Raw genomic sequence first — 19,420 nt, 5'->3', positions numbered from 1 at the left:
CGGAGGTGTCGGATGTCGTTTGTGAACGCGGTACCGGAGTTGGTGGCGGCGGCGGCAACGGATCTGGCCGGGATCGGCTCGCGGCTCAACGCGGCGAATGTGACTGCGGCACTGCCGACTACGGCATTGCTGCCCGCCGCCGAGGACGAGGTGTCCGCGGCGATCGCGGCGCTGCTTTCCGGACATGCCGAGGTCTATCAGGCAATCAGCGCGCAGACGGCCGCGTTTCACGAGCAATTCGTACGCGCCCTGACCGGCAGCGCCGCCCAGTACGCCGTGACCGAGGCCGCCAACGCCTCGCCCTTGCAGGCGGTGGAGCAGCAACTGCTCAACGCGATCAACGCGCCGTTCCAGACCTTCACCGGGCGCCCACTGATCGGCAACGGCGCCAACGGGACCCCCGGGACGGGGGCGCCGGGCGCACCCGGCGGATGGTTGCTGGGCGACGGCGGCGCCGGCGGCTCCGGCGCGCCGGGCACGGGCCAAACCGGCGGGGCCGGCGGCGCGGCCGGGCTGTTGGGCGCCGGCGGTGCCGGCGGGGCCGGCGGCAGCTCCTCGACCGGGAATGCCGGGGCGGGCGGTGCGGGCGGGGCCGGAGGCTGGCTGTGGGGCCACGCCGGGGCCGGCGGCGCCGGTGGGTTCGCCACCGGTGTCACCGGGAACGGGGGGGCCGGCGGGGTCGGCGGCGCCGGCGGCCTGCTGGGCGCGGGCGGGATCGGCGGGGTCGGCGGCGCCAGTGGCGCCGGCGGCGGCGGGATGGGCGGGGCCGGCGGGACCGGCGGGCTGCTCGGCGGCAGCGGCGGTGCCGGTGGGGCCGGCGGCTTCGGAGCGGGCGGAGCGGGTGCCGGGGGCGCGGGCGGCCATGGCGGACTGCTCGCGGGAGCCGGTGGCCCCGGCGGGGCCGGGGGACTCAACGGCGGCGCCGGCGGGCCTGGCGGCAACGCCGGCCTCCTGTTCGGCCAGGGCGGCGCCGGCGGGGCCGGCGGCGCGAGCGTCGGCGCCGCCACCAGCGGCCACGGCGGCGCCGGCGGCAACGCGGGTCTGCTCTTCTCCAGCGGCGGCGCGGGCGGCGCCGGCGGATTTAGCGATGTCGGCGACGGTGGCGACGGCGGGGCGGGCGGCAAGGCCGGCCTACTCGGCTTCGGCGGGATTGGTGGAGCCGGCGGCGACGCCAACCTTGTCGGCACCGGCGGGACCGGCGGGACCGGCGGCCGGGGCGGTCTCTTCCTGGGCAATGGTGGCGCCGGTGGTAGCGGCGGGCAGGGCCCCAACGCCGCCGGCGGCAGCGGCGGGACCGGCGGCAACGCGGTGCTGATCGGCGACGGCGGCAACGCCGGCATCGGCGGAACCGGCCCCGTGGCGGGAGCGACGGGCGTCGGCGGCATTGGTGGGCAGCTGTTGGGCCTCGACGGATTCAACGCTCCGGCTCCCACCTCGCCGCTGCACTCCGCGCAACAGCAGGTCCTGAATGCCGTCAACGCACCGTTCCAAACCTTCACCGCGCGCCCGCTGGTCGGCAACGGCACACCCGGCGCCGCGGGCAGCGGGGCCCCCGGCGGGGCCGGCGGCTGGCTGCTCGGCGATGGCGGGGCGGGCGGATCCGCCGCGACGGGCACCGGCAACCAGGGCGGGGCCGGCGGGTCCGCCGGGCTGCTGGGCGCCGGCGGCACGGGAGGCGCTGGCGGGAGCACCCCCGGAGGCATCGGCGGGGACGGCGGGGCGGGTGGGGCCGGCGGTTGGTTGTCCGGCAACGGCGGATTCGGCGGAGCGGGTGGACCGAGCGCCCAGGGCCCCGGCGGCACCGGTGGCGCCGGCGGGGCAGGCGGAATCTTCGGAGCCGGCGGGACCGGGGGCGTCGGCGGTGGCAGCACCGGCGGCAACGGCGGGGCTGGCGGGAACGGCGGAACCGGCGGGCTGCTCGGCGCGCTGGTCGGCCACGGCGGCGGCGGCGACGGCGGCGACGGCGGGTTCGGCATCGACGCCGGCGGGACCGGCGGGAAGGGCGGCAACGCCGGCCCGTTTGGCGGATCCGGCGGGGCCGGCGGAAACGGCGGCTACGGCAGCAATGACGCGGGCGGGGCCGGCGGAGCCGGTGGCAATGCCGGCCTGCTGTTCGGCGGCGGCGGCCAGGGCGGAAACGGCGGATTCACCCAGGGCGGCAACCTGGGCGCCGGCGGTGCGGGCGGGCACGGCGGCGCCGGCGGAGGCCTGTTCGGGTTCGGCGGTGCCGGCGGGGCCGGTGGCGGCAGCTTTGCCACCGCGGGCGGCGGCGGCGGAACGGGCGGCAACGCGGCCGGGCTGTTCGGGTTCGGCGGGGCCGGCGGTGCGGGCGGAACCGGAATCACCAACGGGGGGAGCGGCGGAGGCGGCGGCACCAGCGGGCTGCTATTGGGCGACGGGGGTGCCGGCGGGTCCGGCGGACAGGGCGGCACCGGCAGCGGCGGCCAGGGCGGTGCCGGCGGCAACGCCGTCGTCGTCGGCGACGGCGGCAACGGTGGCAATGGCGGGACGGGCCCCATCGCCGGGAACGCCGGCGCGGGTGGGAATGGCGGCCGGCTGCTGGGGCTGAACGGGTTTGACGGGTTGCCGTAACGACGGCAGCGTACGAAGGTCGGACGGCGGTTTACGCCAGGCAATACCGGGACGGCGACCGACCCCTCAACGGTCGACCTCCACGAACATGCGTCGTGATGGGCGCCATTCCTCACTGCTGAAGAAACCTCAACGTACCACCGCGCGGGGCGACCAGCGGGCAAATACGCGATCCGTTCGCAATCGCGGCGGCGCCGGTCCAGCGCCGGCGTCGATGGCCGTCGCACCGCCGTAAAATGCGCCCATGGCCCACGACTGGTTGCTCGTGGAGACGTTGGGCGGCGAACCCGCCGTCGTCGCGCAGGGTCGCCAACTCAAAAACCTCATCCCGATCACGACGTTCCTGCGCCGCAGCCCGCATCTCGCGGCCGTCCGGACCGCGATCGCCGAGTCGGTGCAGACCGGCCAGAGCCTGACCAGCATCACCACCAAGCGCGACCGTGTCATCCGCACGGAGCCGGTGGTGATGTCCGACGGCCAAATTCACGGGGTGCACGTGTGGACTGGGCCGGCCGACGCGGAGCCGTCCGAACGGCCGATCCCCGGCCCGCTGAAGTGGGACCTCACCCTCGGTGTGGCCACCGATACCCGGCAATCGCTGACCAACAGCGGCAAGAATCCCGACGTCGAGGTGACCTTCGGCCGCGCCTTCGCGGAGGACCTTCCCTCGCGAGAGCTCAACCCGAACGAAACCAAGGTGCTCGCCATGGCGGTTCGGGCCAAGCCCGACCAAACAATCTGCAGCACTTGGGATGTCACCGATTGGCAGGGCAATCCCATTCGGATCGGCTTCGTCGCCCGCACCGCCCTGGAGCCCGGGCCGGACGGCCGCGACCACCTGATCGCCCGGGCGATGAACTGGCGCTCGGTACTCAAGGGCCCGATGGTGTCCACGGACGATCTGGCGCAACGGATCCTCAACGGACTGGCCCAAGCTGGAGTCCACCGGGCGCTCGTCGACCTGGACAACTGGGCGCTGCTCAAATGGCTCGACGAGCCGTGCCCGTTCTACGACTGGCGCGGGAGCAAGACGGACCGGCCGAAGGTCCATCCGGACGACGAGCATCTAAGATCCTCCATGACAAAGGAATTCGTCGAGGGTCCGACCAGCCGGGTGCTGCGCATGCGGGGCCACGACGACGACTGGGTGCCCGTACACGTCACCGTCAACAGGGTGGAACTCGAACCCGACACGTTCGCCGGGCTGGTCGCGCTGCGGTTGCCGACCGACGCGGAAGTCTCCGCCGCGGGGTTGGAATCGCGATAGACTGCTGCCCTGCCGATTCCTCGTTGGCAGGGGGCATCTCGGGTCGGCACGACTCATTGGTCACGACCCATTGGGAGGTGTCCGATGTCGTTTGTGATCGCGGCGCCGGAGTTCCTAACAGCTGCAGCAACGGATTTGGCCAGTGTCGGTTCGACGATCGGTGGTGCCAACGCCGCCGCGGCCGCATCCACCGAAACGGTGCTGGCCGCGGGCGCCGACGAAGTGTCGACGGCGATCGCGGCGCTATTCGGCGCACATGCCCAGTCGTATCAGGCCCTGAGTGCCCGGGCCGCGGTGTTTCATGATCAATTCGTCCAGGCCCTGACGGCCGGGGCCGGCGCGTATGCGGCCACCGAGGCCGCCAACGCGTCGCCGATCCAGCAGCTGCTCGATCTGGTGAACGAGCCGTTCCTCGTGGTGTTGGGGCGCCCGTTGATCGGCAACGGGACGCCCGGGGCGCCGGGGACCGGTGCGCCCGGCGGGGCCGGGGGCATCTTGATCGGCAACGGCGGGGCCGGCGGCTCCGGTGGCTCGCGCCAGGACGGTGGCGCCGGCGGACCCGCCGGACTGTTGGGCACCGGCGGTGCCGGCGGCACCGGCGGACCCGGCGCCGGCCTGACCGCCGGGGCCGGCGGAAACGGCGGGGCGGGCGGGTTGCTCTACGGTGTGGGCGGCGCCGGCGGGACCGGAGGCGCCGGCGGGACCGGCGGGGCCGGGGGAATCGGCGGGGCCGTCGGCCTGTTCGGCATCGGCGGCACAGGGGGCGCCGGCGGGGTGGGAAACCTTGGCGGGGTCGGCGGGGCTGGCGGGGCCGGCGGGTTGCTGTTCGGCACCGGCGGCGCAGGGGGCGCCGGCGGCACCAGCATCGCGACGCTCACACCCGGCCCGGCGGGCGGGGCCGGCGGCGCCGGCGGGATCTTCGGGGGCGCCGGCGGTACCGGCGGGACCGGTGGATTCGGCAGCGCGACCGGCTCGACCGGCGGGGTCGGCGGGACCGGCGGAGCCGGCGGACTGCTGTTCGGCACCGGCGGGAGCGGCGGCTCGGGCGGCGTCGGAAACCTTACTGGCGGGGCCGGCGGGATCGGCGGCGTCGCTGGACTTTTCGCCTCCGGCGGCACCGGCGGCACCGGCGGGCTCGGTGAAGTCGGGCTTGGCGGGGCGGGTGGCACGGGCGGCAACGGCATGGTCTTCGGCAACGGCGGCGCGGGAGGCAACGGCGGGATCGGCGGCGTTAACGGCGCCGTCGACAGCGCCGGCGGCCAGGGCGGCGCGGGCGGCACGGGCGGCTTCCTCATCGGCAACGGGGGTGCCGGCGGCGCGGGCGGCACCGCCAGTGGCTTCCTCGCAGCCGGTGCCCCCGGTGGCAACGGTGGCAAGGCCGGGTTGATCGGCAGCGGCGGCGACGGCGGGCCCGCCAGCGACGAGGGCGGCGGCCACACCCCCAGTTTCGGCGGCAACGGCGGCGACGCGGTCCTGATCGGCATCGGCGGCAACGGCGGCTACGGCGGCGTCGGCGGCACCCCCGGTCTCGGCGGCGCGGGCGGGACGCTGTTCGGCCTCGACGGGCTGGCCGGCCTTCCCTAGGTGTACCGGGAAATGACGTTGGTCGCAGGCGCGTCGGCGAAGGCAACACGGACCTCAACAGTCACGCCGACGTCGAGATCGTCGACCGCACACCGCGCGTCGTCGACCCGCATCTCGCGCGCCACGAACGTCGCGCGGGCACACGCCGCCGCAGCCGCGGAGGGAAGCCCGGCCGTGGCGGCCAACGCGGCCAGGTCCGCCGCGGTACCGTCGCCGAGCCGATTATCGGCCGGACTCGGCCGCCGAGACCGCCTTGGCGGCAATGTCCAACGAGGGCAACAGTTTCGAGTGCGCCACCACGGTGGCCACCAGGAAATCGCCGTCCCGGCGCACCTGGACGCGCGACCCGACGGACGCGATGCGGGCGTGGCGCGTCAGCGAGCCTGACAACCGAGTGCACCCCACCGATGAACCCCTAATATATTGCATGCCAACAGAATTCGCTAACATTGCCACCAACCGGGCGCTGCGGCTACCGGGGGATGACACCGTCATCGCCAACTGGGTCGAGCTCGGACCGGGTACCTACGCCGGACTCGTGTCGCTGCGGCTGCTGACCGACGAACTCGCCGCGGCGAAGCTGCCGAACGCCGCAGATTAATCAGGTGACGCGATGCTGACCGCGCACTCGCCCGGGTGAATTTTCGTGATAACCCTATGATCTTTCGCCGCGCGTGGCCGTAAGCTCCGATGTGCCGATTCTTCGGGGGGTCGGGCCCCCACTTTCGGGATGACGTCTTGGTCATGTCGCGCTGGGAGGTGCCAAATGTCGTTGCTGATCGTGGGCCCGGAGGCTCTGGCGGCCGCGGCTTCGGATTTAACGAATCTCGGTTCGACGCTCGGCGAGGCCAACGCGGCGGCGGCGGCCCAGACGACCAGGCTGCTGGCCGCGGGCGCCGATGAGGTGTCGGGCGCAATCGCGGCGCTCTTCGGGTCCTACGGGCAGGGATTTCAGGCCGCGAGCGCGCAGGCGGTGGCGTTTCATCAGCAGTTTGTGCAGGCCTTGAACGCGGGCGCGGGTTCGTATGCGACGGCCGAGGCCGCCGCCGCGCAGCCCTTGCAGAGCCTGATCGATGCGATCAACGCGGCATTCGTGGCGCAGACCGGTCGCCCGCTGATCGGCAACGGCACCAACGGCACCCCGGGCACGGGGCAACCCGGGACGCCAGGCGGGTGGTTGCTCGGCAACGGCGGGGCGGGCGGATCCGGAACGAACTCAACGACCGCCGACGGCGGCCCCGGCGGCGCCGGCGGGGTTGCCGGACTGTTCGGGAGCGGCGGGGCCGGCGGGGCCGGCGGCGCTACCTCGGCGGCCAACCGAGCTGGCGGGACCGGCGGCGCCGGCGGCGGCGCCATGCTGGTCGGCGCCGGCGGCACCGGCGGGGCGGGCGGGGCCTCGGTCAACGGCGCCGGCGGACCCGGCGGCAATGGCGGCAACGCCGGGATGATGTTCGGTGCCGCCGGGGTCGGCGGCGTCGGCGGCGCCTCCTTTAGCGTCGCCAGCCCCGGCGGCGCCGGCGGAAACGGCGGCGCCGGCGGCTTCATGTCCAGCGGCGGGGCCGGCGGCGCCGGCGGAGTCGGCGACCTCGCGGCGGGCGGGGCCGGCGGGGCCGGCGGGCCCGGCGGGCTGTTCGGCACCGGCGGCACTGGCGGGGCCGGCGGGACCAGCATCGGTGGTGGTGGGGGCGCCGGCGGGGCCGGCGGAGACGGTGGGACGTTCGGCGCCGGCGGTCCCGGCGGCAGCGGTGGCCACGCCGGGGGCAGCCCAGCCACCGGCGGGGCCGGGGGTCACGGCGGCAACGCCGGCATGTTCGCCCTCGGCGCCAGCGGTGGCGCTGGCGGCATCGGCGGAGACGGTATTGGAGCCGCCGCCACCGGCGGGGACGGCGGGGGCGGCGGCAATGCCGGGCTGCTCTTCGGCGCCGGCGGCGCGGGCGGCGCCGGCGGTGTCGGCGGCACAGCCGGCGGGGCCGGAGGGGCCGGCGGAAACGCCGGCATGCTCAACGGCTCTGGCGGCGCGGGCGGCTCTGGAGGGGCTGGTGGCATTGCCGGGGCCACCACCGGCGGCGCCGGCGGCGCCGGCGGCCAGGCGGGTCTGATCGGCGACGGCGGCAACGGCGGCAGCGGCGGGACCGGGTCGGCGGCCGGCAACGGCGGCGCCGGCGGGGCCGGAGGCAACGGCCTGCTGATCGGGACCGGCGGCAACGGGGGCAGCGGCGGGACCGGCACGACCGCGGGCACGACGGGCAAAGGCGGCGTCGGCGGGGCGTTGCTGGGTCTAGACGGCTCCAACGCTCCAATCAGCACCAACCCGCTGCACGCCCTGCAGCAACAGGTGCTCACCGCGATCAACACGCCCTTTCAGACGGCCACCGGGCACCCGCTGATCGGCAACGGCGCCAACGGCACCCCGGGAACCGGTGCACCCGGTGGGGCCGGCGGATGGTTGTTCGGCAACGGCGGAAACGGCGCGTCCGGCGCGACCGCGGTTACCGGCGGATCCGGCGGGGCCGGCGGGGCCGGCGGTATTTTCTTCGGCCCCGGCGGCACCGGCGGGGCCGGCGGGTTGGGAACGGCCGGCACCGGCGGATCCGGCGGGGCCGGCGGGGCCGCCCTGGTGTTCGGCAGCGGCGGCAGCGGCGGCGCCGGCGGAGCAGGCATCGTCGGGCCAGGCGCGACCGGCGGCGCGGGCGGGAACGCCGGCTTCCTTGTCGGGGGCGCCGGGATCGGCGGGGCGGGCGCGAGCCCGAATGGCGGGAACGGCGGGGCCGGCGGGGCCGGCGGGTTGTTCGCCGACGGCGGGGCCGGCGGTCCTGGCGGGTTCGGTGGCACCGGAGGCGTCGGCGGGGCCGGCGGGGCCGGCGGGCTGTTTAGCGGCGGCGGGACCGGCGGGGCCGGCGGCTTCGGCGCTACCACCGGCGGGGCCGGCGGCGCCGGCGGAACCGGCGGGTTCTTTGGCGCCGGCGGTACCGGCGGCAGTGGTGGGCATGGCGACACCACCGGCGGGCTGGGCGGGGCCGGCGGGAACGCCGGCATGCTCGCGGGTGGTCCGTCCGGCGGCGCCGGCGGCTCCGGTGGGTCTGGCTTCGTGACCGGTGGGAACGGGGGGACCGGCGGCAACGGCGGCGTGCTCTTCGGCTCGGGTGGCGCCGGCGGCCTTGGCGGCGAGGCCGTCGCCGCCGGTGGCATCACCACCGGCGGCAACGGCGGTGCCGGAGGCAGCGGCGGCTCGCTGAACGGCTCCGGCGGTGCCGGAGGTGCTGGCGGGGGCGCCATCAACAACGCCAACACCGGCACCGGTGGCAACGGGGGCATGGGCGGCAAGGCCGGCGCGAGCGGCAGCGGCGGTGACGGCGGCGCCGGCGGATTCGGAGGCGCGACTGCCGGCACAGGCGGGAATGGCGGCAACGCCGTGTTGATCGGCGACGGCGGTAACGGTGGTAACGCCGGGAAAGCCGGCGGCACGGCCGGTACCGGCGGCACGGGCGGGCTGCTGCTCGGCAACAACGGGAGCGACGGGAAGGCGTAACTAGCAGGCTCCGACCGCGAAGCCCCCGCAGTACCCGAGACGGCGGCCCTGGCGTCCTATGGGTGGCCGACTAACCTGCTCGACGGGCCAGCCCGGGCGACGGCCCGCGCAGCGCCGGCGAAGGCGACACGGACCTCGACCGTCACGACGACGTCGAGTTCGTCGACCCCACAGCGCACCCTGTCGATCTGCGTCTCGCGCGCCACCAGCGCCGCTCGGAAGCAGGCCACCGCGGGCCCGGCAGGCAGCCGTGCGGCCCCCGCCAACGCCGCCAGGTCGGCCGCCGACTGCGCGCGGTGGCGCGCCACCACCACCGAGCCGAGGTAGGCGCCGGCACCGGTGACAGACAGGACCACCGCGACCATCGCAGCGGCGAGTACCGTCGCTGAGCCGCGATCATCGGCTGGGCTCGGCCGCCGAGACCGCCTTGGCGGCAATGTCCAACGAGGGCAACAGGTTCGAGCGCGCCACCACGGTGGCCACCAGGAAATCGCCGTCGCGGCGCACCTGGACCCGCGACCCCACGGGCGCGATCCGCCGGGCGGCGTCGAGGGCCGAACGCTCGTCGCCGCGCGCGGCCAGCCGGGCCGCCTCGCGGGCGGCGTCGACGCAGCGCACCTGCATCGACACCGCGGTGACCCCAGCCAGGCACAGCACCAGCACCACGACCAGCGTGGCGATCGCCAGCGCCGCCTCAACGGTGCTCGCGCCCGCACAGCCCGCTAGACCTTGGTGTTCAGCGCGCGACCGATGATGTTCGTCAGCGCCGAGACGATCGAGTCGCCGGTAACCACGGTGTAGAGGATCGCGCCGAACGCGGCCGCGGCGATGGTGCCGATAGCGTATTCGACCGTCGACATGCCCGACTCGTCTGTCGCCAGCACGACCACCCGCGCCAGGAGCGCGCGAAACTTGTTGACCATCAATGCCTTCCCTTTCTGTCACAGCAGGCCCGATTGCAGGACGTCACCGGCCAGCCCCGCGACCACCGGGACGATGCCCAGGCAGACGAATGCCGGCAAGAAACAGAGCCCGAGCGGCCCGGCGATCAGCACCCCGGCCCGCTCGGCGGCCGCGGTCGCCGCGTGCGCGGCCTCGTGGCGGGATTGATCGGCCAACTCGGCGACGCCGCGGGCCAGCGCCGCGCCCGACGCGGCCGAACGCCGCGCCAGCCGCAGCAGGGCATCGATTTGCGGGTCGACTGACCCGGTCGGCGGAACCGCCCATGCCACAGCGGGATCGGCGCCCAGCGCCAACATGTCCGCGGCGCGGCGCAACACCCCGGCCAGCCTCGGCGGTGCGGACGGGGCGGTCGCGGCCGCTGCCGTCGACACCGCCATGCCGGCTTCCAGGCATACGGCCAGCACGTCGAGGCTGGAGGCGACCGCAAGCGGGTCCGGGCCGCCGCGCGGCGACCTCCCCCGAAATTGGCCGCCGGTCCGTATTCCGGCACGCGCCCGGACCGCCGAGGGGCCGGGGCCGATCCACAGCGCAGCGGCGAGCAGCAGCGCGGTGGTCATGCGCCGACCCGATCCGTGATGCGGTCCGACCACAGCAGCCCCCCGCAGGACAGCATCGAACCGATCACCAGCAGCCAGCCCCCGGCGTGCCCGTCCAGCAGAAAGCTCAGCGGTCGCGCCCCGATCAACTGACCCAACAGCACACCGAGCACCGGCAGGGCCGCCAGTATCGTCGCCGTGGCCCGCGCCCCGGCCATGCCCGAGGCCACCCTCGCCGAAAAGCGTTGCCGCTCAGCAATATCGCGCTGCGCGGCGCGCATCAGGGTGGCGATCGCCAGCCCCTGGTCGCTGGCCAGCTGCCAGCACACCGCGAGCCGATCCCACTGCGCGGGCAGCGTCGACGATCCTCCCGCGGCCCGCAGGCCGGCCGTGACGTCCGCGCCCAATCGGGCCCGCGCCGCGACCGCCCGCAGCGACGTGCCGACCGCCCCAACGGTTTCCTCGGCGGCGACCTGGAATGCGTGCACCGGGTGCGCGCCCACCCGCAGCTCGCCGACCAGTACGTCGAGCGCGGTTTCCAGGGCTCGGCCCTCGTCCAGGGCTCGGCGGATCCGGCGGCGACGTCGGTCACGCACGATCACCGTCGCGCCGATCACCCCTGCGGCGAGGACCGCCGTCCAGGGCAGCAGCATGACGGCGGCCGCGGCAAGCGCGAAGGCGACGCAGGCAACCGCGCCCCCAGCGGCCGGGCGCCGGCGAACCCGCGCCGGCCTCGGCAGCCGGCGCCGCGACGACGACGGAAGCACCAGCAGCGCAAGGGATAACAGCAGCGCACCAACCGCGAGGCCGTTCATGCCGGCATCCGGCCGCGCAGCAGGCGATGCAGGTCCCCCGCGTCGTCGGTCATGCCCCGGTCCGCGTGCCACACGGTGACCGCCCGCACCTGCCCGTCGACCTGGCGCAGCACGGCGATCTCGCCGAGCCGACGGCGACCGGTCCGGTCCCGAGTGACGTGCAGCAGCACCTGCACCGCCGCGGCCAGCTGACTGTGCAGCGCCGCTCTGCCCAGGCCGCCGAGCGCGCCCAGCGCCTCCAGCCGGGCGGGAACCTCGCCCGGATTGTTGGCGTGCACCGTGCCCGCGCCGCCGTCGTGGCCGGTGTTCAGCGCCGCCAGCAAATCGACCACCTCGGGGCCCCTGACCTCGCCGACCACGATGCGGTCGGGCCGCATCCGCAACGCCTGCCGGACGAGTTCACGCACCGGGACCTCGCCGACGCCTTCGACGTTGGGGCAGCGCGCGACCAGCTTGACCAGATGCGGATGCCGGGGGGCGAGCTCGGCGGCGTCCTCGACGCAGACGATCCGTTCGGCCGCCGGCACGGCGCCCAACATCGCGGCGAGCAGGGTGGTCTTGCCGGCGCCGGTGCCTCCGCTCACCAGGAACGCCAACCGTGCGGCGATGATGTCGCCGATCAGCGCACCGGCCCGCGGATCGATCGCGCCCGCCGCGGTCAGGGCCGCCAAATCCTGAGTGGCCGGGCGCAATACGCGCAGCGACAGGCAGGTGCCGCCGGCCGCGACGGGCGGCAACACGGCGTGCAACCGCACCGCGAACCCGCCGGCGCCGATGCCGGTCAGCTGGCCGTCCACCCAGGGCTGGGCGTCGTCGAGGCGCCGGCCGGCGGCCAGCGCCAGCCGCTGCGCCAGGCGCCGCACCGCCGCCTCGTCGGCAAAACGAATGCCGCTGCGCCGCAACCCGTTTCCATCGTCGACCCAGACCGCGTCGGGCGCGGTCACCAGGACGTCGGTGGTGCCGTCCGCGCACAACAGCGGTTCGAGGATGCCGGCACCGGTCAGCTCGGTTTCCAGCAGGCGCAGGTTGGCCAGGACCTCGGTATCGCCGAGCATCCCGCCGGACTCGGCCCGGATCGCGGCGGCCACCACGCTGGGCCGCAGCGGTACCGATTCGGCTGCCAATCGCTCGCGCACCCGCTCGATCAGCGAGCCACTCACGCCGCCAGCCCCCTCCGCCCCGCGGGCAGCAGCGCGAGCACCCGGCGGGCCGCCGCGGTGAGCGGACCGCGGCGGCCCAACCGCAGGCCGCCGCGCTCCAGCTGCCGGACCAGTTGGGGCTCAGCCCTGATCGACGCGAGCAGCGGCAGGCCGGTGACGTCGGCGATCTCGGCCGCCCGCAATCCGCCCGGCGAGGGGCCCCGCACGACCAACCCGAGATTGGGATTGATCGCGGCGAGCGTCGGGCCCATGGCCGCGGCCGCCGCGCAAGCGCGCACGTCGCAGCGGGTGACCACGACGACCAGGTCGGCGGCGTCCAGCGCGGCCTGCGTTGCGTCGGTGAGACGGCGGGGAAGGTCGCAGACCACGGTGACGCCGCCGCGGCGCCCGGCGTCGACGACGGCGTCCACCGCCGCGCCGCCCACCTCGGACCCGCGGCGGGTGCCGGACAGCAGGCTGATTCCGCCGTGCCGCGGCAGCGCCTCGCGCACGGCCGGCCAGTTGAGCCGGCCACCCTGCAGCGCCAGGTCGGGCCAGCGCACCCCGGGTGTGCTCTCGGCTCCCACCAGCAAGTCGATGCCGCCGCCCCACGGGTCGAGGTCGATCAGCAGGGCGTCGCCGGCGGCCTGCGCGACGGCGACCGAGAGCACCGACGCGCCGGCTCCGCCGCAGCCCCCGATGACGGCGACGACTGCGCCGCGCGGGGCGTCGTCGCGCGCGGCCTCGCCGGCCTCAGCGAGCTCGCCGATCAACTCGCGTTCTTGGTCGGGCAGCTTTAGAACGTGTTCGGCGCCGACCGCGACGGCCGCCGCCCAGGTCGCTGTCGAGGGTTCGGCGATGGTCAGGACGCTGACATGGGCGCGCCTCGGCAGCGCCGCCCGCCCGCACCGCTCCGCCGCCGACTCGTCCAGCACCACCGCGGCGGCGGCCGACCATGCCTTCCGGCCCACCGCGGACCCGCCGGCGTGGACCACCCGAACGCCGACCGCGGCGGCCACCCGATCCAGTTCGTCGCGCAACTCCGGGTCCGCCAGCACCGCCAGCACGCCCGATGAAGCCGCCGCTTTCGGGCGGATGTTGCTCGTCACCAACCCACCTTGCGGGGCCGTGACCTTGGCACACCAGTCCCAAAGCCGGATTTGGGGATAGAGACGCGAGTGTGTACAAACGCGTCGCCCGGGAGCTCAGCCGGGGGCGGGTGGGACGCTTTCCCGCAACGCCCGGCGGCCGATGCGTCGACGCCCTATTGCGGCGGGAAAACTTACCCCAGAAAAGGGACGACCCCCGCCAGGGGGGGAGGAGGCGAGGGTCGTCGTGTATCAGCCCCGGGGGGTCGGGCTGATGCACCCTCGGCTCAGGCCGAGTAATGCTTACTATACACATGACAGTCCGCACTAACGCAAGTAGTTGCTCTTACGAAAGGTGCGTTGAGCCGCAAAAATACCGAGAGTATGTTCTTGGGCCCTTCATGAGCGGCCGTTTTGGGCCTAACTCCAGGGCGCCGTCGGACCGCCGACCTATGCTGGATCGGTGACCGTCTCCGACTCGGCCGCGCGGCAGCAAACCTCACCGGAAACACCTGCAACCACCGCTCCTCGCGCCCGCACAGCCGCCTTCTTCGACCTGGACAAAACCATCATCGCCAAGTCCAGCACGCTGGCTTTCAGCAAACCCTTCTTCAACCAGGGACTGCTCAACCGCCGCGCCGTGCTCAAGTCCAGCTACGCCCAATTCATCTATCTGCTCTCCGGTGCTGATCATGACCAGATGGACCGGATGCGCATCCACATGACGAACATGGTCGCCGGTTGGGACGTGGAACAGGTCAAGTCGATCGTCAACGAGACGCTGCACGACATCGTCACCCCGCTGGTGTTCGCGGAAGCCGCGGACCTCATCGCCGCGCACAAACTCTGCGGTCGCGACGTCGTCGTCGTCTCGGCTTCCGGGGAGGAGATCGTGGCGCCCATCGCCCGGGCGCTCGGCGCCACGCATGCGATGGCGACCCGGATGGTCGTCGACGACGGCAAGTACACCGGCGAGATCGCGTTCTACTGCTACGGCGAAGGCAAGGTGCAAGCGATCCGCGAGCTGGCCGCGCGCGAGGGCTACCCACTGGAGCACTGCTACGCGTATTCCGACTCGATCACCGACCTGCCGATGCTCGAGACCGTCGGCCACCCCAGCGTGGTCAATCCGGACCGCGCCTTGCGCAAAGAAGCCGCCGAGCGCGGTTGGCCCGTGTTGATGTTTTCCCGCCCGGTGTCCCTGCGCGACCGGATCACGGCACCCTCGGGCGCCGCGATCGCGACCACCGCCGCAGTTGGCGTCACCGCGCTCGCCGCCGGCGCGGTCACCTACTCGTTGCTGCGCCGCTTCGCCTTTTAGCCGCGCAGCAAACATGCAATTCGGGCAATAGATTTTTGCTTCGTCTTTAGGCCTTGATGTGCTAGGGGACTAGTAGTACAAAGGAACCACGGAAGCCCGGTGAGGCCAAGGTCGATCCGGAAGAGAAGGATCGTTCTCCCGCACCTGGCGCCCAGCACGGAACCCGGCACCCACGCGGAGTCATAGCCGCGATAATGGCAGAAGTGTTGCGGGCCTGCGTAATTGCGAAAAGTGAAAGGCGTCGACGGCCCTTTGGGTGGGGTTGCAGCCGGCAGCATCGCAAGATCGCCGAGGCCAACCCACGCAGCCCAGAAATGCACGCTTGGTAACCGAGCTCCGTGCTAGCGGGCGGCGGACCGAATAATTCGGGACGTCGCCCGCTTTACATTTGTGCAACAAATTCCGCGCCGCCGATTTGTGCGCTGTCGGCTATCGATTCGGCAGCGATTCGGCGATCGACAAAGCCTCCTGCGCGCCCGCCTGCAGCGCCCGGCAACACAGCACCAGCCAGGCACCGACACCGTCCGGTGTGCCGCCGGCGAATCCGCGTGCGGCGTCGCGGTAGTCGGCCGGCTGCCGCATCCAACTGACCTCGGGCACGCCCAACCCGTGCGGGTCCAGCCCGCTGGCGATGGTCACCAGCCGCGACACGGCTCGCGCCACCACGCCGTCGGCGCTGCCGAACGGCTTGAGGGTCATCAGCTCTCCGTGCGCGACGGCGGCCACCACCGGCGCCGGCGCGGACGTACGGCCCATCACCAATTCCGCCAGCAACTCCAGCCGCGGCCCAACCTCGGCGTCGGCCCGAGGACGCCCGAGCCGATCTTCGTCGACCTGATCGGCCGCCGCGAGCACGTGCAGGCGGGCCAGCGCCTGCAACGGCGCGCGCTGCCAGATCCCGACCAGCGGCCCTCCCCCGCCCTCCAGCGCCTGGGCCACCCGCAGCGCCCCGCCGAAAACCGGCTCGCTGACCTGCGCGGCGTCCGCCAGATCGTCCAGCCGCACCGGACCGCCATCGAGCACCGAGGACGCGCGCGCCGCGCGCAACGCGGCTTCGGCGGCCGTCACCGGCCAGCGCCGCAGGTTGGCCGGGTGGCGATGGGCGCGGCCCAGCGCGTCGCGGGCCCGGTCGCTGGCCTCGGCGACGCCGGGGAGTGCCAGCAGCGGGGCCAGGGGGTCAGCGGTCACAGGTTGCCAACCTATCGGGGACGGGGAATGGCCTCCAACAACCGGCGGGTGTACTCGTGGGCGGGCCGGGTAAACAGCTCCTCGGTGGGCGCCTGCTCGACCACCCGGCCGGCCCGCATCACCAGGACGTCGTCGGCGATCTGCCGGATGACCGCCAGGTCGTGGCTGATGAACAGGTAGGTCAGGCCCAACTCGGCCTGCAGGTCGGCCAGCAGGTCGAGGATTTGTGCCTGCACGAGCACGTCGAGCGCCGAAACGGCCTCGTCGCACACCAGCACCTCCGGCCGCAGCGCCAGCGCCCGCGCGATCGCCACCCGCTGCCGTTGGCCGCCCGACAGTTCGCGGGGTAACCGGCGCAACACGGACGACGGCAATGCGACGTGGTCGACGAGCTCGCGCACCGCCCGCTCGCGCTGCCTACGGTCACCGACGCGGTGGATCCGCAGCGGCTCCTCGACGGCGCGAAACACCGAATACATGGGATCCAAACTGCTGTACGGGTTTTGGAACACCGGCTGCACGCGCCGGCGAAACGCCAGCGCCGTTTCGCGGTCCAACCCGTCGTCGATCCGGGTGCCGTCGAAAACCACGGAGCCCGAGGTGGGTCGCAACAGACCCAGCACCATCCGCGCCAGCGTCGACTTTCCCGACCCCGACTCGCCCGCGATCGCCAGGGTGCTCGCGCGGCGCAGCCGAAACGACACGGCGTCGACGGCGCGAAACTCCGCCCGCCGCCAGGGCACTCCGCGCGACTCCCGGTAGACCTTGGTCAGTTCCGAGGCGACGAGGATGTCTTCGGCGGATCCCTTCGGGTCGCGGGCGCGGGACGGGCCGGAGGTCAGTGACGGGGCGGCGGCCACCAGCCGTCGGGTGTATTCGTGTCGAGGCTCCCGCAGGATGGCTTGCGCCGCACCGGATTCCACTACCACGCCGCGGTGGACGACGATCACCGACTCGGCCCGTTCCGCGGCGAGCGCCAGGTCGTGGGTGATGAGCAGCAGCGCAGTGCCGAGTTGGTCGGTGAGCCCCTGCAAGTGGTCGAGCACCTGCCGTTGCACGGTGACGTCGAGCGCAGACGTCGGCTCATCGGCGATGAGCAGCTTGGGCCGTCCGGCCAGCCCGATCGCGATCAGCGCGCGCTGGCACATGCCGCCGGACAGCTGATGGGGATACCGGCCGGCCTGTTTGACCGGATCCGGCATGCCCGCCTCGGCCAGCAACTCGACCGCGCGGCGCCGCGTCTCGCGGGTATCGGTGTTCGCCCGCAACGCTTCCCGGATCTGGAAACCCACCTTCCACACGGGGTTGAGGTTGGTCATCGGATCTTGGGGCACGTAGCCGATGGCGCGGCCCCTGATCGAGCGCAACAGCCGGTGGTCGGCACCAGTGATGTCCCGGCCGTCGAACACGATGCGGCCGGCCGAGATTCGGCCGCCGGGCGGGAGCAGGCCAAGGATCGCGGCGGCCGTCGTGGATTTCCCGGATCCGGATTCGCCGACCACCGCGACGGTCTGACCGCGCAGCACGGTCAGGTCCACGCCGCACACAACGGGCGCGTTCGCTCCGAACCGGACCTCCAGGCCCTCGACCGAGAGCAGCGGCGCGCCTTGCGTGTTCATGCGCGCAGCGCCCGCGACGCCGGATCGAGGGCGTCGCGCAGGGCGTCACCCATCATCATGAACGCCAGCACCGTAATCGCCAGCGCGCTGGCCGGATAGAACAAAATGGGCGAGCCGGCCCGCAGCCGGGTTTGCGCGACGTTGATGTCGCCACCCCACGACACCACCGTCGTCGGCAGCCCGACCCCGAGGTAGGACAGGGTCGCCTCCGTGACGATGAAGATGCCCAGCGCGATGGTCGCCACCGCGATCACCGGGCCCAGCGCGTTGGGCACCGCGTGGCGCAACAAGGTCTGAAACCTGCTCAGCCCCAACGCCTTCGCAGCCAGCACATAATCACTGGCGCGGACCTCGAGCACCGCACCGCGGGCGATCCTCGCCACCTGCGGCCAGCCGAACAGGGCCAGGATGGCGATCACCGTCCACACCGTGCGGTGGTGCAAGACCTGCATCAGCACGATGGCGGCCAACAGCAGCGGCAATCCGAAGAACACGTCGGTGACCCGGGAGACCACCGCGTCGACCCAGCCGCCGTAAAAGCCGGCCAGCGCCCCCACCGCCCCGCCGACGACGAAAACCAGCAGCGTGGCGCCCAGCCCGACGGAGACCGAGGCGCGCGCTCCGTAGACGGTGCGCGCGTAGATGTCGTGGCCCTGCAGATCGGTGCCGAACCAATGCGCCGACGACGGGCCGAGCAGGCTCTGGGCGGGATCGGCATAGCTGGGGTCGACCCCGGTGAACAACGACGGAAACGCCGCCACCACAACGACGAACAGGATCAGGGCACCGGCGGCGACGAACTTCGGCCGCCGGCGCAGCTTGCGCCAGGTCTCGCCCCAGAAGCCGGAGTGCTCATCCATAGCGGATCCTTGGGTCCAGGGCCGCGTACAGCAGGTCCACCAGCAGGTTGGTGACCAGATAGATCAGCACCAACACCGTCACGATGGACACCACCGTCGGCGCCTCCTGCCGGGTGACCGCCTGATACAGCACACCGCCGACGCCGTGGATGTTGAAGATGCCCTCGGTCACAATGGCCCCGCCCATCAACGCGCCCAGATCCGCGCCCAGGAAGGTCACCACCGGGATCAGCGAGTTTCGCAGGATGTGCACCGTCACCACACGGGGCCGCGACAACCCCTTGGCGGTGGCGGTGCGGACGTAGTCCGCGTGCGCGTTCGCGGCCACCGAGGAACGGGTCAACCGCACGACGTAGGCGAATGACACGGCGCCCAACACGATCCCGGGCAATAGCAGTCGCCCGAATGTCGCCCGTTCGCCGACGGTGACGGGCGCGATCCCCAACCGCACGCCGAACACGAACTGCGCCAAAAAGCCCAGCACGAAAATCGGGATCGCGATGATGATCAGCCCGGTGATGAGCACCGTGGCGTCGAAGATCCCCCCTTGGCGCAAGCCTGCGATCGCACCGAAGCCGATCCCCAGCACCGCCTCCACCACAAGGGCGATCAGCGCCAGCCGGATGGTCACCGGAAAGGCGTGTGCCAGAACCGAACTGACCGGCAACCCGGAGTAGGCGCGGCCCAGGTCGCCGCGGAAGATACCGCCCAGGTAGCGCAGGTACTGGACCAGGAAGGGATCGTCGAGGTGATAACGGGCGCGCAGCGCGGCGGCCACCGCGGGAGTCAGCGGCCGATCCCCGGCGATCGCGGCCACCGGGTCACCCGGTAGCAGGAAGACCATGCCGTAGATCAGCAGCGTGGCGCCGAGGAAAACCGGCACCATGACGGCGATCCGGCGCGCTATGTACCAACCCAT

The 19,420-nt window shown here is 73.4% G+C and carries 18 protein-coding genes and 3 pseudogenes; 8 read left to right on the top strand and 13 right to left on the bottom strand.

What is annotated here, in order from left to right:
* Positions 1-12: 12 nt before the first annotated feature.
* From AC5Y4S_RS22010 to AC5Y4S_RS21995, 4 genes and pseudogenes are all read left to right on the top strand, one after another.
* A pseudogene (locus AC5Y4S_RS22010) lies at positions 13-234 on the top strand (PE family protein); the annotation flags it as partial.
* Positions 235-276: 42 nt separating this feature from the next.
* Positions 277-2,592 carry a PE family protein gene (locus AC5Y4S_RS22005; RefSeq protein ID WP_500035000.1) on the top strand — a complete coding sequence of 772 codons (2,316 nt, stop codon included), beginning with the start codon at positions 277-279 and terminating at the stop codon, positions 2,590-2,592.
* 244 nt (positions 2,593-2,836) lie between these two features.
* Complete coding sequence (locus AC5Y4S_RS22000; protein ID WP_500034748.1) at positions 2,837-3,859, top strand: PAS domain-containing protein; 1,023 nt, start codon at positions 2,837-2,839, stop codon at positions 3,857-3,859.
* Positions 3,860-3,943: 84 nt separating this feature from the next.
* Complete coding sequence (locus tag AC5Y4S_RS21995) at positions 3,944-5,443, top strand: PE family protein (RefSeq protein ID WP_500034747.1); 1,500 nt, start codon at positions 3,944-3,946, stop codon at positions 5,441-5,443.
* Here the strand turns inward: AC5Y4S_RS21995 and AC5Y4S_RS21990 are convergent.
* Positions 5,440-5,628 (bottom strand): hypothetical protein, encoded by a 189-nt coding sequence (locus tag AC5Y4S_RS21990; protein WP_500034746.1) that lies wholly within the window; start codon positions 5,626-5,628, stop codon positions 5,440-5,442. The two genes, AC5Y4S_RS21995 and AC5Y4S_RS21990, sit on opposite strands and share 4 nt — an antisense overlap.
* Positions 5,629-5,665: 37 nt before the next feature.
* Positions 5,666-5,833 (bottom strand): hypothetical protein, encoded by a 168-nt coding sequence (locus AC5Y4S_RS21985; RefSeq protein ID WP_500035014.1) that lies wholly within the window; start codon positions 5,831-5,833, stop codon positions 5,666-5,668.
* Between AC5Y4S_RS21985 and AC5Y4S_RS21980 the strand changes: the two genes are divergently transcribed.
* The 3 genes and pseudogenes from AC5Y4S_RS21980 to AC5Y4S_RS21970 form a co-directional block, all read left to right on the top strand.
* The gene (locus tag AC5Y4S_RS21980) at positions 5,802-6,044 is read left to right on the top strand and encodes a hypothetical protein (RefSeq protein WP_500034999.1); all 243 of its coding nucleotides are present in this window, start codon (positions 5,802-5,804) and stop codon (positions 6,042-6,044) included. The genes AC5Y4S_RS21985 and AC5Y4S_RS21980 overlap by 32 nt on opposite strands.
* 129 nt (positions 6,045-6,173) lie before the next feature.
* Positions 6,174-6,710, top strand: a pseudogene (locus AC5Y4S_RS21975) (PE family protein); the annotation flags it as partial.
* 1,083 nt (positions 6,711-7,793) lie between these two features.
* A pseudogene (locus AC5Y4S_RS21970) lies at positions 7,794-7,886 on the top strand (PGRS repeat-containing protein); the annotation flags it as partial.
* 1,142 nt (positions 7,887-9,028) lie between these two features.
* Here the strand turns inward: AC5Y4S_RS21970 and AC5Y4S_RS21965 are convergent.
* Genes AC5Y4S_RS21965 through ssd form a run of 7 tightly spaced genes read right to left on the bottom strand, consistent with a single transcriptional unit; the run spans position 9,029 to position 13,483 of the window.
* Positions 9,029-9,337 carry an Rv3654c family TadE-like protein gene (locus tag AC5Y4S_RS21965; protein ID WP_500034745.1) on the bottom strand — a complete coding sequence of 103 codons (309 nt, stop codon included), beginning with the start codon at positions 9,335-9,337 and terminating at the stop codon, positions 9,029-9,031.
* Between the two features lie 31 nt (positions 9,338-9,368).
* The gene (locus tag AC5Y4S_RS21960) at positions 9,369-9,659 is read right to left on the bottom strand and encodes a TadE family type IV pilus minor pilin (protein WP_500034998.1); all 291 of its coding nucleotides are present in this window, start codon (positions 9,657-9,659) and stop codon (positions 9,369-9,371) included.
* A 35-nt stretch (positions 9,660-9,694) separates the two neighbouring features.
* Positions 9,695-9,895: a DUF4244 domain-containing protein gene (locus AC5Y4S_RS21955; protein WP_068108717.1), complete on the bottom strand. Its 201-nt coding sequence runs from the start codon at positions 9,893-9,895 to the stop codon at positions 9,695-9,697.
* A gap of 18 nt (positions 9,896-9,913) precedes the next feature.
* Complete coding sequence (locus AC5Y4S_RS21950) at positions 9,914-10,492, bottom strand: type II secretion system F family protein (protein WP_500034744.1); 579 nt, start codon at positions 10,490-10,492, stop codon at positions 9,914-9,916.
* Complete coding sequence (locus AC5Y4S_RS21945) at positions 10,489-11,286, bottom strand: type II secretion system F family protein (RefSeq protein ID WP_500034743.1); 798 nt, start codon at positions 11,284-11,286, stop codon at positions 10,489-10,491. The genes AC5Y4S_RS21950 and AC5Y4S_RS21945 overlap by 4 nt, the downstream gene beginning before the upstream one ends.
* On the bottom strand, positions 11,283-12,446 hold the full coding sequence (locus AC5Y4S_RS21940) for a TadA family conjugal transfer-associated ATPase (RefSeq protein WP_500034742.1): 1,164 nt from the start codon (positions 12,444-12,446) through the stop codon (positions 11,283-11,285). The genes AC5Y4S_RS21945 and AC5Y4S_RS21940 overlap by 4 nt, the downstream gene beginning before the upstream one ends.
* Positions 12,443-13,483, bottom strand: a complete 1,041-nt coding sequence (ssd, locus tag AC5Y4S_RS21935) for a septum site-determining protein Ssd (RefSeq protein WP_500034997.1) — start codon at positions 13,481-13,483, stop codon at positions 12,443-12,445. Before ssd ends, AC5Y4S_RS21940 begins: the two co-directional genes overlap by 4 nt.
* Positions 13,484-13,976: 493 nt before the next feature.
* Here ssd and AC5Y4S_RS21930 point away from each other — a divergent pair, with 493 nt between their 5' ends.
* Entirely contained in the window at positions 13,977-14,834 is an 858-nt protein-coding gene (locus AC5Y4S_RS21930; RefSeq protein ID WP_500034741.1) for an HAD-IB family hydrolase, read from the top strand.
* Between the two features lie 429 nt (positions 14,835-15,263).
* Here the strand turns inward: AC5Y4S_RS21930 and AC5Y4S_RS21925 are convergent, their stop codons facing one another.
* Genes AC5Y4S_RS21925 through AC5Y4S_RS21910 form a run of 4 tightly spaced genes read right to left on the bottom strand, consistent with a single transcriptional unit; the run spans position 15,264 to position 19,420 of the window.
* The gene (locus AC5Y4S_RS21925; protein WP_500034740.1) at positions 15,264-16,022 is read right to left on the bottom strand and encodes an oxidoreductase; all 759 of its coding nucleotides are present in this window, start codon (positions 16,020-16,022) and stop codon (positions 15,264-15,266) included.
* An 11-nt stretch (positions 16,023-16,033) separates the two neighbouring features.
* Positions 16,034-17,641 carry a dipeptide ABC transporter ATP-binding protein gene (locus AC5Y4S_RS21920; protein ID WP_500034739.1) on the bottom strand — a complete coding sequence of 536 codons (1,608 nt, stop codon included), beginning with the start codon at positions 17,639-17,641 and terminating at the stop codon, positions 16,034-16,036.
* A complete protein-coding gene (locus tag AC5Y4S_RS21915) occupies positions 17,638-18,501 on the bottom strand; it encodes an ABC transporter permease (RefSeq protein ID WP_500034738.1) in 864 nt (287 codons plus the stop codon). The genes AC5Y4S_RS21920 and AC5Y4S_RS21915 overlap by 4 nt, the downstream gene beginning before the upstream one ends.
* Positions 18,494-19,420, bottom strand: coding sequence for an ABC transporter permease (locus tag AC5Y4S_RS21910; RefSeq protein ID WP_500034737.1), 927 nt, complete (start codon positions 19,418-19,420; stop codon positions 18,494-18,496). Before AC5Y4S_RS21910 ends, AC5Y4S_RS21915 begins: the two co-directional genes overlap by 8 nt.

The sequence above is a fragment of the Mycobacterium sp. NGS64 genome (assembly GCF_059812245.1).
Note: the sequence above shows the minus strand (reverse complement) of the source record. Positions and strands in the feature narration are given on the sequence as shown.

Coding starts and splice junctions, on each gene's coding strand:
- AC5Y4S_RS22000 (WP_500034748.1), top strand. CDS start 2,837: ATGGCCCACGACTGGTTGCTCGTGGAGACGTTGGGCGGCGAACCCGCC.
- AC5Y4S_RS21980 (WP_500034999.1), top strand. CDS start 5,802: ATGCGGGCGTGGCGCGTCAGCGAGCCTGACAACCGAGTGCACCCCACC.
- AC5Y4S_RS21955 (WP_068108717.1), bottom strand. CDS start 9,895: ATGGTCAACAAGTTTCGCGCGCTCCTGGCGCGGGTGGTCGTGCTGGCG.
- AC5Y4S_RS21945 (WP_500034743.1), bottom strand. CDS start 11,286: ATGAACGGCCTCGCGGTTGGTGCGCTGCTGTTATCCCTTGCGCTGCTG.
- AC5Y4S_RS21915 (WP_500034738.1), bottom strand. CDS start 18,501: ATGGATGAGCACTCCGGCTTCTGGGGCGAGACCTGGCGCAAGCTGCGC.
- AC5Y4S_RS21995 (WP_500034747.1), top strand. CDS start 3,944: ATGTCGTTTGTGATCGCGGCGCCGGAGTTCCTAACAGCTGCAGCAACG.
- AC5Y4S_RS21920 (WP_500034739.1), bottom strand. CDS start 17,641: ATGAACACGCAAGGCGCGCCGCTGCTCTCGGTCGAGGGCCTGGAGGTC.
- AC5Y4S_RS21965 (WP_500034745.1), bottom strand. CDS start 9,337: ATGGTCGCGGTGGTCCTGTCTGTCACCGGTGCCGGCGCCTACCTCGGC.
- AC5Y4S_RS21910 (WP_500034737.1), bottom strand. CDS start 19,420: ATGGGTTGGTACATAGCGCGCCGGATCGCCGTCATGGTGCCGGTTTTC.
- AC5Y4S_RS21950 (WP_500034744.1), bottom strand. CDS start 10,492: ATGACCACCGCGCTGCTGCTCGCCGCTGCGCTGTGGATCGGCCCCGGC.